Annotated in this window: 14 protein-coding genes and 3 pseudogenes; all 17 read right to left on the bottom strand. The window is 69.1% G+C overall.

Going from position 1 to position 14,512, the window contains the following annotated elements:
* Positions 1-11: 11 nt before the first annotated feature.
* The 17 genes and pseudogenes from clpS to tssC all read right to left on the bottom strand — a co-directional run bounded on the left by clpS (position 12) and on the right by tssC (position 14,495).
* Complete coding sequence (gene clpS / locus ACHMXE_RS26425; protein WP_093342210.1) at positions 12-371, bottom strand: ATP-dependent Clp protease adapter ClpS; 360 nt, start codon at positions 369-371, stop codon at positions 12-14.
* 133 nt (positions 372-504) lie between these two features.
* Positions 505-858, bottom strand: a complete 354-nt coding sequence (locus ACHMXE_RS26420; RefSeq protein ID WP_395352287.1) for a hypothetical protein — start codon at positions 856-858, stop codon at positions 505-507.
* Positions 855-1,718, bottom strand: coding sequence for an ImpA family type VI secretion system protein (locus ACHMXE_RS26415; protein WP_395352285.1), 864 nt, complete (start codon positions 1,716-1,718; stop codon positions 855-857). Before ACHMXE_RS26415 ends, ACHMXE_RS26420 begins: the two co-directional genes overlap by 4 nt.
* A 126-nt stretch (positions 1,719-1,844) precedes the next feature.
* Positions 1,845-2,972, bottom strand: coding sequence for a type VI secretion system baseplate subunit TssG (tssG, locus tag ACHMXE_RS26410; protein ID WP_395352283.1), 1,128 nt, complete (start codon positions 2,970-2,972; stop codon positions 1,845-1,847).
* Positions 2,969-3,448, bottom strand: coding sequence for a TagK domain-containing protein (locus ACHMXE_RS26405; RefSeq protein WP_395352281.1), 480 nt, complete (start codon positions 3,446-3,448; stop codon positions 2,969-2,971). The genes tssG and ACHMXE_RS26405 overlap by 4 nt, the downstream gene beginning before the upstream one ends.
* Positions 3,449-3,738: 290 nt before the next feature.
* Positions 3,739-4,221 (bottom strand): annotated as a pseudogene (locus tag ACHMXE_RS26400) (TagF domain-containing protein); the annotation flags it as partial.
* Positions 4,222-4,286: 65 nt separating this feature from the next.
* On the bottom strand, positions 4,287-6,092 hold the full coding sequence (locus ACHMXE_RS26395) for an ImcF-related family protein (protein WP_395352279.1): 1,806 nt from the start codon (positions 6,090-6,092) through the stop codon (positions 4,287-4,289).
* An 83-nt stretch (positions 6,093-6,175) separates the two neighbouring features.
* A pseudogene (locus tag ACHMXE_RS26390) lies at positions 6,176-6,568 on the bottom strand (ImcF-related family protein); the annotation flags it as partial.
* Positions 6,569-6,639: 71 nt separating this feature from the next.
* Positions 6,640-7,098 (bottom strand): type VI secretion protein IcmF/TssM N-terminal domain-containing protein, encoded by a 459-nt coding sequence (locus tag ACHMXE_RS26385; RefSeq protein WP_395352823.1) that lies wholly within the window; start codon positions 7,096-7,098, stop codon positions 6,640-6,642.
* Positions 7,062-7,490: pseudogene (locus tag ACHMXE_RS26380) on the bottom strand (type VI secretion protein IcmF/TssM N-terminal domain-containing protein); the annotation flags it as partial. The gene ACHMXE_RS26385 and the pseudogene ACHMXE_RS26380, both read right to left, overlap by 37 nt.
* Positions 7,454-8,326 (bottom strand): hypothetical protein, encoded by an 873-nt coding sequence (locus tag ACHMXE_RS26375; RefSeq protein WP_395352277.1) that lies wholly within the window; start codon positions 8,324-8,326, stop codon positions 7,454-7,456. The gene ACHMXE_RS26375 and the pseudogene ACHMXE_RS26380, both read right to left, overlap by 37 nt.
* A gap of 26 nt (positions 8,327-8,352) precedes the next feature.
* A complete protein-coding gene (gene tssL, locus ACHMXE_RS26370) occupies positions 8,353-9,732 on the bottom strand; it encodes a type VI secretion system protein TssL, long form (RefSeq protein WP_395352275.1) in 1,380 nt (459 codons plus the stop codon).
* 41 nt (positions 9,733-9,773) lie between these two features.
* Positions 9,774-10,430, bottom strand: coding sequence for a hypothetical protein (locus ACHMXE_RS26365; protein WP_395352273.1), 657 nt, complete (start codon positions 10,428-10,430; stop codon positions 9,774-9,776).
* Between the two features lie 52 nt (positions 10,431-10,482).
* Positions 10,483-11,838: a type VI secretion system baseplate subunit TssK gene (gene tssK / locus ACHMXE_RS26360; RefSeq protein ID WP_395352270.1), complete on the bottom strand. Its 1,356-nt coding sequence runs from the start codon at positions 11,836-11,838 to the stop codon at positions 10,483-10,485.
* A gap of 29 nt (positions 11,839-11,867) precedes the next feature.
* A complete protein-coding gene (gene tssJ, locus ACHMXE_RS26355) occupies positions 11,868-12,353 on the bottom strand; it encodes a type VI secretion system lipoprotein TssJ (protein ID WP_281080650.1) in 486 nt (161 codons plus the stop codon).
* Between the two features lie 72 nt (positions 12,354-12,425).
* On the bottom strand, positions 12,426-12,911 hold the full coding sequence (locus tag ACHMXE_RS26350; RefSeq protein ID WP_203201161.1) for an Hcp family type VI secretion system effector: 486 nt from the start codon (positions 12,909-12,911) through the stop codon (positions 12,426-12,428).
* Positions 12,912-12,992: 81 nt separating this feature from the next.
* Entirely contained in the window at positions 12,993-14,495 is a 1,503-nt protein-coding gene (tssC, locus tag ACHMXE_RS26345; RefSeq protein WP_395352267.1) for a type VI secretion system contractile sheath large subunit, read from the bottom strand.
* Positions 14,496-14,512 lie beyond the last annotated feature (17 nt).

Below are 14,512 nucleotides of genomic sequence, written 5' to 3'. Positions count from 1 at the left end.
AATCAACAGGTTCATTCCACGGGTTCGCTGACACATTGCAAAGGATGCCCTGCCTGCTTGGCCGCCTCCATCACCTGGTTGACCTTGGTGGCCGCCATGTCGCGGGAATAGACCCCACAGACGCCGCGGCCATCGAGGTGAATCTTGAGCATGATCTGGGTGGCGCTTTCGCGGTCCTTGCTGAAGTACTCCTGCAGGACGACGACCACGAACTCCATGGGCGTGTAGTCGTCGTTGAGCATGACCACCTGATACATCTGGGGTGGCGCCGTTTTCTGCGGACGCCGCTCGAGGACGACCGAATCTCCGTCGTCTCGCGCCGGTTTACGCACCGGTGGCGTGGGAGGGGTCGAAGGAATTCTCGTTGCCATGAAAAAGATTCTATAGAGCGTGCAAGCGCCGTGCCGGCTCGGGAAAAGCTGGTGGCGAGAATTCGACAAATCAAGAGGCTTGCGGCTCATACGCCGTCAAAAATCCGTTCAACGGATTTTGACGATATCCCGCTCAGATATTCCGCAGAACAGGCTTTCGGGGAGCCGGCAATTTGCGCCTTTGGCCGTGCTCGGCGGCCGGCAGTTCCGCCGGGAGGGCGTCGATGTCCTCGTCGCTGAGCTCGAGCAGCCGGCGTTCCGGGGCGGGAACGGGCTTGGGCGCTGCCGTGAGCTCGGGCTCGGGAGGCGACACAACCGGGTCGGCGGCGAAGAGGATCGTCGCGGGTTCCTCGGGCCCGGCGCCCTCCTCCACGGCCCGCGGCGCCTTGCGCCTTGCCCGCAGTAACACCCAGGCCGACACCCCGCCGCCGAGCCAGCCGACGGCCAGGGCGCCCGCGAGCACCCATGCCGAGGGGAGCGAACTCACCGCCCGGCCTCCCATTTCTGCAGCAGATCCTGCGGGATCGCCCCGACCACCTCCGAGAACGGCTTTCCGACCAGGTTTTCGGCCTGGCGCAGCAGCACGACGACCGGGGTGCTCGGCTCATGGACCTCGAACCAGGCCCGCACTGCCCGGATCGCGCTGAGCGCTTCGTCGCGCGAGGCAGGCCGTGCAACCGTCACGGCGTCGTCGAGACGCACGGCAGGCACCGGCGAGGCGCGCCGGGCGGGCGGATCCTGCGCAGCCCCACCGAACGGCTCGAGCAACTGCTCGAGCGCGCGCAGTTCGGGCGCATGGCCGCCAAGCTGTGCCCGGCTCCAGCGCGCGATGCCGTCGAGCGACCGTGCGGCGCTCGCCAACCGATTCAACGGTGCCTGGGTGTCCGCGGCCGATGTCCGCCTCAACTCCGACAGCTGCTGGACCACGGAATCCCGTAGCGAGGCACCGGCGGACACGCGCGATGCCCGCTCGACATCGCGCACGCTCAGACGCGCGGCGGTGCCCGCCTCGATCACGATGTCCCGGACGTCGCCGACCAGTCCCTCCGGATCGGCCAGCGCCGCGACGGCGTTCGCGCGCACCGTGGGATCCTCCTCGCCCTCGATCACGCGCTGCGGATGCACGGCGTCCGGCCAACGCGCGAGGACCGCGGCCAGCAGCGCGAGCGCCTGCGCCAGCCCCGCGGCGCCCGCGAGCCGGGTGCGCGCCCGGCAGAGCCAGACCAGCACATGGATGTCGCGGGTGCGCGCCAGCAGTTGCGCGCAATCCCGCTCGATGTCGCCCCAGTTAGGCGCCTCGGGAAGGCCGATGAAATCGCCGTACTGCGCCTCGACGCGCGGCACCATGCACGAACGCAGCACCGCATAGTCCGGGTCGTACTCGAGGCTGGGCCGCAGGGCGCCACGGGGCTCACGGGGAGCAGCCACTGGCGGCCCAATCCACGGCCGGCTCGGGCACATCGAGACTCGAATTCATCGCGACTCCGGCGTGCCGACGTACTGCTCGGGCTCGAAGACCATGCCCGCCGTGTGGCCCTCGGCGTCGCCCCTCGCCGCGTCGTCCCCGCCCAGCCAGGTCGACCATCCCAGCCGGCGCAAGGCCTCGAGGCGCGCGGGCGGTCTGCTGTCGCGGCGGATCCGCAGTTCGACGTCCCAGACGAACTCGTGGCCAACGAAGGCACGGACCCACTCGACCAGCAACGGGAGATCGCGCCCCTGCGGCGTGAAACGCAGGTAGCGCTCGAGCGTCAGTGGCCCGAGCACCAGCCGGAACCTGGACTGCCGGTCGGCGACCACCTCGCCGGCCAGGGCGCCGTCGCCCATCACGCTCGATGCGCGGGCACTTCCCAATTGGCTGCACTCCTCGGGTGCGATGCGGATCCAGTGCGGCATGAATTCCCGCAGTTGCACCGGCATGGAGAAGAAGCGCGCCAGCGTGCCCGCCAGGCCGTCGGGATCGCGCGCCTCGCGAACCAGGTGCGAAGCGGCGGCCAGCCGCGCATGCGATGGCAGCACCGAATCGAGAATCTCGTTGGGATCGTGTCCGCTCAGGCGCGCGACATAGCGGCTGAAAGGCTCGTCGCCGCGGCGGTCCAGCCCCGCCGCCGCCTGGCTCTGCGCCCAGGCCCGGTACATGTGCGTGAGATAGCGGTGATGGAACAGGTCCAGGAAGTCCGCGAGCGTGCTGTCGTTCGCGTTCTCCATGCGATCGCGAACGATCTCGGTGAAATGCAGCGGCAAGGGACCGTTCGATCCGAGCATGCCCAGTCCGTAGAGCCGGATCAGCGGTCGCGACGGATCGTTGCCGCCGCGGTGCGGCCCGGCTCGCGGCGCCACGGCTTCCGCCGGGTCAGGCCGAAGCGGCAGCACGATTTCGGCGATTTCGCGCGGCGCGAAGGCCAGGGCCGCCGCCTGCCCCAGCCTGAAGCCTTCCTGCTGCGGCCTCGCCGCCAGCCCGATCGGCGGCCGTTCGGGGCTGGAAGCGGCCAGCCGGCGCAGCAGCGCGAAGAAGCCGAACTTCCAGGGCGTGCGGCTGGCTTCGTCGAGCGCCACGGCGGTCTGCCGTGCCGCCGGACCGTCGTCATGGCACGCATCGTTCATGTCGCCGCTTTCTCGGTGTCGCCCGCGCGTCCGCCGATGCGGACATGGCTGTCGGGCGAGATGTCGTGGTGCTCGCGCCGCGTCAATCCGGGCAGGTCGAAGCCGGCCTGCCGCACGAGTTCGGGAGCGAACGCCGCGAGCACGTCGGCGGGCGGCTCGAACGCCAGCAGATCGGGACCGTCGAGCCGGTCGAAGCCTTCGATCAGTTGGTCGATGCTGCCGCGCGCATGGAGGATGTCGAGCAACGAGGGAAACGCGGCGCCCTGCGCGCTCAACTGCGCGAGCGTCGGTGCGGCCGGCCCCTCGGGCTCCGGAGCCTGCCGCCAATCGGCATGGCCGGCGAGCGCGCGCGGATCGCGCACCGCGCGCTCGAACGCTTCGTGCCATCGATCGAACAGCTCGCAGGCCCCAGCCGCTCGTCCAATGGAAGAGGACCGCCCGTTGCGGCCCGACGATGGCTCGAGAGGCCGCGCCATCGGCGGCCCCTCTGGAGCAGCGAGGTCACGACATCGGCCTGCGGCCGGCGCCGGGCGCCCGCGATGTCGAGCACGCCGAAAGGATCGTCCGCGCTCATGGCAGCACGCCCCAGGCCGGCTGCAGCCGGTGGCTGGCATCGACGAAACGGCCCTCTGCGTCCTGCAGCCAGAACGCGTTGCCGGCGTGTGCGCCCATGTCCGGTCTGGCCAGTCGGACCAGGGCAGATAACGAACGCCGCGTACACGCGCGGCGGGGTCGGCCACCGGTCCCGCCCCGATCCAGCGGTCGATCACCGCCTGCATCCGACGGCGCCGGGCATCGTGGCCCTCGGCACCCGACCGCTCGACCAGAGCGCCTGAACGGCGAACACCAGCGTCCGGAAGCTCGCGGCTTTGCCCGTTGCCACATGGCGCGCGAGCATCCGGGCCAGCCAGAACTGCCAGTCGCAAGGCTGCGCCGCATGGCTTTCGTAGTGTTTCCTGATCCAGTGCGGCCTCGCCGCCTGGTAGACGATCAAGGGATGACGACGCCCGAGGCTGTCGCAGGAAGGAACGATGACGCCGAGAACGCACTGCCGCGCAGCGAATGGCAGCGTCCCGGGCGACAGCACGAAAGCCACCGGCAGTGCGCTGGCTCCTTCGCCGCGAGGTCCCGGCACGACTGCCCCCTCGCCCGCTGGCATGCCGCATCGCCGGCCTTCCAGCGCCAGCCAGGCGCGCCAGGCCGAGATCTCGCCGAGCCCGGTGTCGAAGCGGACGAAGTCCGCGTGGCCGGCAACTCGCCCAGATGGCGGGCGGGGTCACCTGCCACGATGCGATCAGTTCGCCGAGCATCGGATCACCCCCTGCGCCCGGGGCAGCGAAACCCCTTGAGCAGATCGCTGTTGAACGGATTCGGCTGGCTGCCGGCGCCGATCTCGAGCAGCGCCCGACGCCCGTCGAACTGGAATTCCACGCCCACGCGGCCCGGGGTCGCCGTGTTCACGATGCGGCCCTTGTCCAGCAGCCGCAGCAGCGCCCAGGGTCCGCTGCCGCCGAGGGTCGAGGTCGGGCCCGACACCCGGGGATTCGCGCTCAGCTCCGCCATCGATCCGCCACGCGGTCCAGGCCAGAGGACGGGAAACGCCTGCACCGGCCCATGGACATAGCGCAGGCCCTGCCCGTCGATGTCGATGCTCAGGTCGGTGATGCTGGGTTCGAGTTCGAGCACCTTGAGCTCCAGCCGCCAACCGAGCTTCCTGCCGCCCGCCTCGCGGAAGAAGAGATCGCGGATCTGCTGCGCCCGGTCGAAAGCGTCGAGGTCCGGGCCGCTGCGCGCCAGCAGCTGGAGCAGTTCTCCCGTGAGGGTGGGACCGGCGGCGGCCGTCGTTACGACCGGCGCCGCCGGACTCGCGGGCGACTCAGGCCCCGCGAGACCCGCGGTACTGACAGGATCCTTGTAGCGCCAGGGACGCACGCTGGTATCGACGTAGATCGCCAGATGCTTGCCGAAGAATTCGTCGGCCGCGCCTCCCGCGGCGAACATCAGCGTGAAGTCCTCGATGGAGGCATCCTGCGACGTCGACGCCAGCGGATACCGGCCTTCCACGCCGCGCCTGCAGGGCTCGCCGACCTGCTGAGCCATCAGGCCCATGAGGCGGTCGAACTGGAGCTGGGCCTGGCCGCGCAGGATTTCGGTCGCGCCCTGCACCACCTTGCCGCCGCCGCTCGTGGCCAATGCCGTCAGCACCTCCCGGAACGGCGACGGCAATTTCCCGGCCTCGAGCACCAGGCGCGCACCGACCTCGGCGCCGCCGGGTGGCAGGCTGCGCGCGCTCAGGGCCGTGTCCGCCACCACGAGCAGGGTGTAGAACTCGTTGACCAGGCCCGTGACGGTTTCGAGCCCCGGCCGGATGGCGCCCGTCGTGCCGGCGGACACCATGCCCGCGTCGGGCTGGCCGGTGACCAGTTCGCGCAGCGCGGCGAAACGGTTGTCGACGAGCTGCCGCTCCATCCGCTCCTCGGCACGGATGCCGAGACGGCGTCCCACCGCCTGCGTCTGCCGGCTCAACTGCTCGGCCGCCTTGTCGAGCAGGCCCTTGGCCTCCTCCGGCTGAACCACCAGCGGGCGCGACAAGGTGGTTTCGCGTGCGGCGGCTCGCGCCAACCGGCTCAGCGGCGAATCGGGCGCCGCGAGCTGTCGCAGCACGCTCAGGTCGAAACCCAGGTTCGTCGCCGCCGCATCGCTGCCGCCGACCGGACGGATCGAGCCCAGAAAGTGCTCCCAGTGCTGCGCGTACTCCTCGAGGTACAGGCGCCGGATGTCGTCCAGCCGCGGGTCGCCGTCGGCCTCGCGCGCCGGGCCCGGGGCCGAGGAAGCAGCGCCGCGTCCCATGACCCAGCCGTCGTCGTCGAAGGCACGCGCCACGAAAACCGGCAGGCGTTTGCCGAAGACCTCGTGGTAGCCGTCGTAGGTGAAGAGACCCGGCACGCCTTTCTCGAGCGGCAATCCGCCGTCGCGCGCGAACACGGTGCCGGCCTGCGGACCGACCGCGCGAACCAGCGTGAACGCCTGGGGCGCCTCGGCTTCCATCGTCGCCTTCGCGCGCTCGTAGACCCGCTGGGTGGCGGCCTGGGTGCCGAGAAAATCCTGCGCCGCGCGCACCAGCGCTTCGTCGGGCAGCGCATCGAGTTCGAGCGCCCGCTCGCCGCGAAGAGCGCGGCCGCATGCTCGGCCACCGACGCCCGCCCGTGGAACACGGCGGCGCTGCCGGGGGTCGCCCCATCTTTCAGCACCCAGTTGCGCACGTCTGCGGCACCGCCCTGCATGTAGCGCTCCCGGTCGAACAGCAGCCTGTAGGCCCGCAGCGCGTCGTAGGCCGCCTTGGCATCGCCCTCCTTCACACGCTGCGACAACGCGGCTTCCATGCGCCGCACGATGACGGGCAGCAGCATGCGGTTCTGCAGTCGGGCATAGGTCTCGTCGGTCGCCGCCAGCACGTCGGGGGCAGCGTAGAGGCCGTAGAGATAGGCGCTGCCCGGGTCGTCCAGATCCAACCCGGGCTGTCCCGGCAGTTCGCGCGCCGCGTTCAGCGCATCCGGAACGTCGATGGCCCTGAAGCGTTCGAACAGCGCGCCCACCTGCAGCGCCAGCGCCTGCGTTCGCTGGCCCGCCGCCTCGAGGTAGCGTCGGTTGTTCGCGAAACTCGAGGCTAAGGCGCCAGCCAGCCAGACGAAGAGCACGACGACCAGCGCATGGCCCAGGGTCCGCAGCAGCCGATAACGGAATTCCCACCGCAGATTCGGCGCACGAGATGCGCTTCGGGAACGATCACGCGCGCCAGCACATCGTGGATGAAGAAGCCTTGCCGGCCGTGCGTCGCGACGGTGTTCTCCTGTTCCTCCAGACGATCGGATGCGGGCATGCCCTGCTCCCGCTCTTGCGCTTGTGCGAGGCGCCGCCGCATCCGCTGCAGCAGCGTGCGGCCATCCGCCGGCAACTCGCAGCCCGACTGGGCGCCGCTCGTGAAATAGACGCCGCGAAGCGCCTCCGGCTTTGCGTGTCGTCGAACCGGGACGAGAGAAAGACCTGCTCGAGCAGCGGCGCCAGCCGCGACGAAAGCCCCCCAGCTCCTGCGGCAGCGCAAAGAGGCGCCGCCGTCGCTCCACATCGAACTCCTCGTTCAACCGGGCGCGAAGCCCCGGCCTCGATCCGCTCCTGGAGCGTGGCGAGCTCGGTGCGAACCCGCTGGTGCAAGGCCTCGCCGTCCAACATCGGGCTGCCGCGCGAACCGATGCGCCCCGCCTTTTCGAGCGGCAAGGTGAAGCCCCAGGGCTGGGTCCGGCTGTCGCTCGTGAGCGAATGAAAGTACTCGCCGAAGCCGCGCAGCCGATCCATCTGGGTCACGATCACGTACACCGGGAAACGGATGCCCAGTTCCCGGCGAAGCTCCGCGAGGCGATCGCGCACCAGCGCCGCATGCGCGGACCGTTCGGCGTCACCCGCGCTCAGCAATTCCGTCACGCTCAGGACGACGACCGCGCCATTGATCGGTGCGCGCACGCGATGCTGGCGCAGCAGGGCCAGGAAGCCGAGCCACTCGGCGGCATCGCGGGTGGCATGGCGCTGCTGGGTGGTGTAGCGGCCCGCGGTATCGATGAACACGGCCTCGTTCGCGATCCACCAGTCGCAATGCGGCGTTTCGGCCGGTGCATCGGACGGCGTCGTTCGGGCGCCGAGCCCCATCTGGCGTGCCAGCGGGAACTGGAGTCCCGCGCCAGCAATACGGACGTCTTGCCGGCGCCCGGACTGCCGACGACCAGGTACCAGGGCAGTTCGTACAGGTGGCGCTTGCCATCCAGCATTCGGCGCAACCCGCCGAGCCCGCGCATTTTTCGCAGCGCCGCCACTGCGGCCTGAACTGCCGCGGCCACGCGCCTGAGTTCTTCCTTCGCGACCTCGTTGCCATGGGTCTGTGTCTTGCGAAACAGGAGCTTCGCGAGCAGGTCGTCGTCGTTGCGCAAGGCCTGCCAGAGGCGGAAGCAGCCGTAGAGGGCGTACAGCAGCAGCACCGCGGCGATCAGCGCAACGCGCGCCCAGACCGGCGAGAGCGGTTGGGCCTCCCCGATCGCCAAGGTCGGCCCCGCCTGCCATACGAGCAGGCACAGCGCCGCGACGCCGACGAGGCTGTAGGGCCCCGAGGCCAGCCAGAGGATGCCGAGCAGCAGCGACAGCACGATCAGCGCCAGCCGAACCTCTTGCGAAGCAAGGGGGCGCACACCGTTGACGGCGAGCAGATCGCCCGCGAACCAGATGGCGCAGCCCGCCAGCACGACCGCCAGCAGCGCCAGGATGGGCCGCGACACCAAGAATGCGCCCACTTGCTTGAGGTATGGCATGGAGCTGCGACCTTTCTGCTGTCTGTTCAACGAGGAAGCGGCGGCAGGCTTTCGCCCCGCACGGACGCGGCGGCCCGGGCCTGCGGATCGATGCCCGCGTCTTGGGACACCACGATGTCCACGCGCCGATTGCGAGCGCGCCCCTGTACGGTGGCGTTGTCGTCCAGCGGCGAGGTCTCGCCTTGTCCCGTGCTGCGGATGCGCGAGGCCTCGACACCCTTGTCGAGCAGCACGGCGGCGACGGCCGCGGCGCGCTTTTCGCTCAGCACCTGGTTGTCGGGAAACTCGCGCGTGCGTATCGGCCGGTTGTCGGTGTGCCCGATGACCTGCACCGTGCCGGCCACCTGATTGATCTCGTCGGCCACCTTGCCCAGCGCCGCAAGCGTCCGCGCGTTGAGACTCGCGCGGCCCGGCACGAACATCTGGTCGCCACGGAAGCTGACGGCGCTGCGCTGCGCATCCTCCTCGACGCTCACGCTGCCGCGCGCGATCTCGGCCGACAGCAGTTCCTTCAGACGCAACGCCCTGGCCGGCGGAACCATCGCCGCGGTCGGCGGCCGCATCCGGCCGATAGTGGCAATGCGCTGCGTCAACGCCGAGCTCATGGCCGAGAGCTGGTACCTGTACCAGCCGAAAAGACCGGAAAGAACCAATACGGCCACGACGCCCGTGATCCACACCGGCAGGCTGCGCGCCAGCCGCAATCGCCCCGCTGGCGCGCCCTTCCAGTGCGGCGACAGCGCATGGGGCACCTCGACGCGAACCGTCGCGAGCAGCTCGAACAGGCGATGGCGCACGGCTTCGAGCTGCCGCCTGCCGTGCGCGGCCGTGCTGAAGCGGCCCTCGAAACCCAGGCCGAGGACCTGGTACATCAGCTCGAGCAGATCGGCGTGTTGCTCGGGGTCGGTGGCCAGCCGGCCGATCAGCAGGAAGAACTTGTCGCCGCCCTTGGTATCGCCATGGAACCTGGCTGCGAGCTGCAGGCCGGCCCAGACGCCCGCCTCGCCGGCCTGCCCGCCGCCCCACGCGGTGCTGTTCGCGGCTTCGTCGATCGCGGTGCACAAGGCGTAGCTCGCGGCCAGCGCATGCTCGTGGCGGATCCTCGCGGCGGCGCAGATCGACTGGAACGCCGCGACCTCGCGCTCGAGCAATCCATGCCACAGCTGGACGCCCTCCGCGCCCAGGGTCGGCGGCAGGTCCGCCAGCGCACGCAGCAAGGGACCGGCCGCTTCGAGCAAGGGATTCCGGGCCGCCACGATGACGGCCACGCGCTCACGCACCGAACCGCCCTCGGCAGGCGATGCAGTCGCGCGATCGGCGCCGTCCGCGAACAGCGGATCGGCACCGCCGTCGTGGAAGTCATCGGCACCGAATGCCGGATCGCTCTTTTCTTCGAAGTCGTGCATGGTGGCGTTGGCAAGCGAAAAAAAGTTCGAACGACGTGGCGTCAGGCCTCGCACTCGGATCCGTCGTCGACGATCCGCTCGAAGCGGCTGTTGCGGATATGGCAGCTCCGCATGCGGGCATCGGTCATGCGCCAGACGCCCGTGCCCTGCGTGTTCTCGATCACGATGGCGGCGGCCAACGGCACGCCGCGGCTTCGCTGCCGGCCGATCACGAAACTCGTGTGGTCGAAGCGGCAGCCCTCGATCACGAGCCGCGTTCCGGCCACGAGAACGGCGCCGCTGCCCGTGCAGTTGGCAAAGGTCGTCTCGCCCGTGCTGCCGATGCCTTCGCGTGCATGCGGCGCCGCGTCGCCACCCAAGAAGATGCACTGCTCGAAGACCACGCCGGTGCTTCCGTCCCGGCCGCCGAAGACCGCGTGTCCGAAGCTCCGGCAACGCACGAAGCGCACGTCGCTCATCACGCCGAAGTCATGGCCTGGCGCGACGAATCGGCAGTCGACGAAGCGGCAACCGGACATGGCATCGAGCCGCAGATGGCCCTCGCCCGCGAAGTCGCAATCGACGAAGCGCAGGTCGTGCCAGGCCACGCCTGTGAAGAATCCCGCGGCCAGGTCGGCGCCGGTGATGGTCATGGGCGCGCGGCCACCGTCGAGCAGCCGGGCGTGCTCTTTGGGGAGTTGGGCAATCGGCGTGCTCATGCCATCCCCCCTGGCCACCGCGCGACACGGGCATCGCCATGCAGGACTCGCTTCATTTCTCGCGCACTCCCCAGAGTTCCATGCGCAGCCCCGGAAACTCCGCCGCCACATGCAGCGCCAGGCCGCCATGGCGGACCATGTGCTCCCAGAGGGCGCCCTGCGGCTCGAGCTGGACATAGACGAAGCCGGCGTTGAAAGGAATCTGTCGCGGCGGCACCGGGAGAACCTGGAGCGGAATGCCCGGCAGATGCGAACGGATGAGTTCGGGCAAGCGGTCGCTGGGCCCGGCCTTGCAGCAGGCGACGAACTGGCTCGCGAGCTGATCCGGCGGCAGGTGCGCCGCCACGGCAAAAACCAGGCTCTGGAAACCCCGAAGTTCCGCGGGCTCGACGCTCGCGACGTGCACGCCGTTGGCCCGCTGCGCCAGCGCGATGGGCTGGGCACTGCGCACCAGCACGTCGTTGAGCAGCGACTGCACGTCAGCCACCAGCCCCTTGAACGACAGATAGGGGTCGACATGCCGGTAGCTGCCATGGGGCGCGGGGCGGCGAGTGCCGGCACGCACGAAGGTGGCCAGCTCGGCGCCCAGCGCGCGCAAGGTCACGAACAGCTGCTGCGGCGAGGTGTCCCTGACCTGCAGCCAGTGCTCGAGCAGGGGCTCGTAGCGGTTGAGGATCTGCAGCAGCAGGAAGTCCGACACCTCCGCGGCCTCCCTGGACTTGCCGTCGCTGCCGCTCAACCGCGCGGCGAGCGCATCCGCACGCAGGCGGCACAGCCCGTGCAAGTGCGTCATCCAGTCGCTCAACAAGGCACTGGCGCCATAGCCCGAGACTGGCGGGATCAGCCGACTGTCGAGCGCGATGCTGCCGTCGGATCGCAGCACGGTGACCTTGGCGAGCGGCAGGCCGATCCAGGCGTCCGTCAGTTCGCGCTCGGGCAGCAGCCGCAGACGCAGGCGCGAGAGCTGCACCAGCTTCGGTCCCTGGCCGATCGAGTTGGCGTCGCGCAGCTCGGTGTCGAACACGCCGAAGCGCGCGAGCGAACCCGCCGACGTCGAGGCATCGTCGAAAGTGGTCTCCTCGCCGTTCGGTGTGCGGATGGGCACCGCGAGGTGAATGACCTGGTCGATGTGCTCCGGCCCCACCGTGAGCGGTGCCGGTGGCAGGGCCTGGGCCGGCGCGTCGAAGGGCGTACCGTCCTGGAAGATGCCCGCCGCGTCGGCCAGCACCAGCTTGCCGAGCGACAGCGACTCGGCATCGATCGCATACCGATGAAAACCCCAGTAGAAGGGATCGAGCGCGGCCGCGCGCTTGTGGGCCAGATGCTCGAGGTAACGCTCCTGCTGCTGGAACAGCTGCGGGCGCAGGAACAGCCCTTCGCTCCAGACGACCTTGTTGTACCAGCTCATGGTTCGGTGCTCGCTTGCATGGCCGGCGCTCAATCGGCGGGAACGAGCCGGATGCCCCTGGCCTGCAGCCGGACCTCCAGCTTGAGCTTGCGGGCCGGCAGCACGGCGCGGTACCAGGCGATCTCGGGCGCGGCCTCGACCTGCCGTACGGCGCGCCAGTCGGAGGCCCCCAGCTCGCGGTAGCCCGCCAGCACGCCGATCGCAGCCAGGTCGGGATGCGACTTGCGGCGGATCGAGCGCGTTTCGCCGGGCCGCAGGATGAACTCCTCGCGCACGAGCATGTCGGTGCCGATCAAGGCCTTGTCGTTGCCGTGCAGCGTGAAGTAGTCCGCCGTCTCGAACGCGGCACTGGACTTCAGTTCGTAGACGCGAACCAGGATCGGCGCCGGCCGGCCCTTGTCGTCGGGGTTGACCTCGGCTTCGGCGATGACCGCGAGCTCCAGCCGGGTCTGCTCCCTCGGATGGGAGAACTGGGCCATCGCCGGCATCGCCATCAGCGGCATGACGACGAGCATGCAAAGTCGGAGCAGGCGCATGGGAGTGACAGGATGCAGAGCAGCCGGACGACGCAGATCGGGACCTGGCGTTCAGGACTCCTTGTTGCCCTTGATGTCGTAGCCCGCGGTCACGGCACCGGCGCTGCCGCCCTGCGCGTTCTGCACCGCGTACTCCTGCTTGATCTTCGAGAACGAGAGCCGCACGCGTTCCTTGATGCGCAGCGCGTCGGAGTTCGCGCCGAAGGGATGGACGGCCGTGACGATCACGTCGGTGAAGGTGTACTTGAGGTACTCGAGCGGGCTGCCGCCGGCCTTGCGCACCGTCAGCTTCGCTTCCTGGACATGCTTGCCGGTCAGGCAGTACTTCATGAGGTTGGGGCTGGCGCGATCGATGTAGTGGTCGAACTCGAGGTCTTCCACCGTGGCCTTGCCGGCGCCGCCGCCCGAGCCGGCATGCATGAACGACTCCTGGAACGCCTTCCAGTTGAAGGCGAGCACCTCGATCTCGTTCTTGTGCTCGGCATCCAGCGACTCGCCTTCGATGCCGTCGATCTTCAGAAAGATGTCTTGAGACATGCGAACTCCCTGTTCTCTCGTTGTTGATTTCGAGCCGCCGCATGGACCGCGGGGCCTGGTTCGAAGAAGCGGACGGGCCGCTCAGGCCTCTTCCCTGAGCGACGGCAGCCGGGCCACGAGCCGCAGCGAGACCGTCAGGCCCTCGAGCTGGAAGTGCGGGCGCAGGAAGAACTTGGCGCCGTAGTAGCCGGGGTTGCCCTCGATGTCCTCGACCACGACCTCGGCGGCCGCGAGCGGCCTTCGCGCCTTGGTCTCCTGCGAAGAGTTCGCGGGGTCGGCATCGACGTAGTTCATGATCCAGCCGTTGAGCCAACGCTGCATGTCGTCGCGCTCTTTGAAGCTGCCGATCTTGTCGCGGACGATGCACTTGAGGTAGTGCGCGAACCGCGTGCTGGCGAAGAGGTACGGCAGACGCGCCGCCAGGTGGGCGTTGGCGGTGGCATCGGGGTCCATGTATTCCTGCGGCCGCTGCATCGATTGCGCGCCGATGAAGGCCGCGCTGTCGGAGTTCTTCCGATGCACGAGCGGGATCAGGCCCGCCTTGGCGAGCTCGGCCTCGCGCCGGTCGGAGATCGCGATCTCGGTGGGGCACTTCATGTCGAAGCCGCCGTCGTCGGTCGGAAAGGTGTGGCACGGCAGGTTCTCCACCGCGCCGCCCGACTCGACGCCTCGGATCATCGTGCACCAGCCATGGTGCTTGAAGCTGCGGTTGATGTTGGCCGCCATCGCATACGAGGCGTTGCTCCAGACGTAGTTGCGATGGTCGGCGCCCTCGGTCTCCTCCTCGAAATCGAAGGCGTCGACGGGATTGGTCTTCGCGCCATAGGGAAGCCGGGCCAGGAAGCGCGGCATGGCGAGGCCGATGTAGCGCGAGTCCTCGATGCCGCGCAGCGAATTCCAGGGTGCGTGCTCGAGGTTCGAGGTGATCCGCGCGAGATCCCTGGGATTCGCGAGCTCCTGCCAGGACTCCATGCCGAGCAGCGAGGGCGCGGATCCGGCGATGAACGGCGCATGCGAGGCAGCCGCCACCTTGGCGATCGCGGCGAGCAGTTCGACATCGGCGGGCGTGTGGTCGAAGTAGTAGTCGGCCACCAGACAACCGTAGGGCTCGCCGCCGAGCTGGCCGTACTCCTCCTCGTAGATGCGCTTGAAGACGGGGCTCTGGTCCCATGCCGTGCCCCGGTGGCGGCGCAGCGTGCGGCGGATCTCGTCCTTCGAGACGTCCATGAAGCGGATCTTGAGTTTCTCGTCGGTCTCGGTGTTGCTGACGAGGTGGCTCATGCCCCGCCAGGCCGACTCGACCTGCTGGAATTCCTCCTTGTGCAGCACGAGATTGATCTGCGCCGAGAGCTTGCGGTCGATCTCGGCAATGATGGCCTGGATGCTGGTGTAGGCATCGTCGGTCATGGTCGCGGCATGGACCAGGGCCTGTTGGGCCAGGGTGCGCACCGCGGCCTCGACGGCGCCGCGGGCTGCGTCGGTCTTGGGGCGGAACTCCCGGTCGAGCAGGAAAGAGAAGTCCGAGACTTCGCCGTAGCCACGAGGTGCGGGCTCGGCGAGGACGATGGCGTCGATGGATGACATGGCGTTTCCTTGAAATG

It is taken from the genome of Variovorax sp. UC122_21, from assembly GCF_044056785.1.
GTDB lineage: Bacteria > Pseudomonadota > Gammaproteobacteria > Burkholderiales > Burkholderiaceae_C > Variovorax.
The sequence above is the reverse complement of the archived record's forward strand: the minus strand, read 5'-3'. Positions and strand labels throughout refer to the sequence as shown.